The organism is Enterobacter sp. UCD-UG_FMILLET (assembly GCF_000762975.1).
In the GTDB taxonomy this organism is placed as follows: domain Bacteria; phylum Pseudomonadota; class Gammaproteobacteria; order Enterobacterales; family Enterobacteriaceae; genus Enterobacter; species Enterobacter dykesii.
This window is the reverse complement of record NZ_JRJC01000048.1, coordinates 1-707: the sequence shown is the minus strand read 5'-3', so window position 1 is coordinate 707 and position 707 is coordinate 1. Positions and strand designations below refer to the sequence as shown.

Sequence of the window (707 nt, the reverse complement as noted above, 5' to 3'; positions counted from 1 at the left end):
ATTGCACTGGGTTTCCCCATTCGGACATCGCCGGGTCAAAGGTTCATATCACCTCGCCGGCGCTTTTCGCAGATTAGCACGTCCTTCATCGCCTCTGACTGCCAGGGCATCCACCGTGTACGCTTAGTCGCTTAACCTCACAACCCGAAGATGTTTCACTTCTGATTGCGAAAATTTGAGAGACTCGAACACACATAACATGTGTGTCGTTTCAATTTTCAGCTTGATCCAGATTTTTAAAGAGCAAATATCTCAAACATGACTCGTAAGTCAGTTTTGAGATATGACGGCAGGTGACTTTCACTCACGAACCAGCAAGTGGCGTCCCCTAGGGGATTCGAACCCCTGTTACCGCCGTGAAAGGGCGGTGTCCTGGGCCTCTAGACGAAGGGGACGTAAAGTCTCAATCGCAAGACGCCTTGCTATTTACTTTTCATCAGACAATCTGTGTGAGCACTRCAAAGGCAGGTTCTTTAAGGTAAGGAGGTGATCCAACCGCAGGTTCCCCTACGGTTACCTTGTTACGACTTCACCCCAGTCATGAATCACAAAGTGGTAAGCGCCCTCCCGAAGGTTAAGCTACCTACTTCTTTTGCAACCCACTCCCATGGTGTGACGGGCGGTGTGTACAAGGCCCGGGAACGTATTCACCGTAGCATTCTGATCTACGATTACTAGCGATTCCGACTTCATGGAGTCGAGTTGCA

The 707-nt window shown here is 49.7% G+C and carries 1 tRNA gene and 2 rRNA genes; all 3 read right to left on the bottom strand.

What is annotated here, in order from left to right:
• Nucleotides 1–137, bottom strand: a 23S ribosomal RNA gene (locus tag LA04_RS22335); the annotation flags it as partial.
• A 182-nt stretch (nucleotides 138–319) separates the two neighbouring features.
• Nucleotides 320–395, bottom strand: a tRNA-Glu gene (locus LA04_RS22330).
• Nucleotides 396–479: 84 nt separating this feature from the next.
• A 16S ribosomal RNA gene (locus tag LA04_RS22325) occupies nucleotides 480–707 on the bottom strand; the annotation flags it as partial.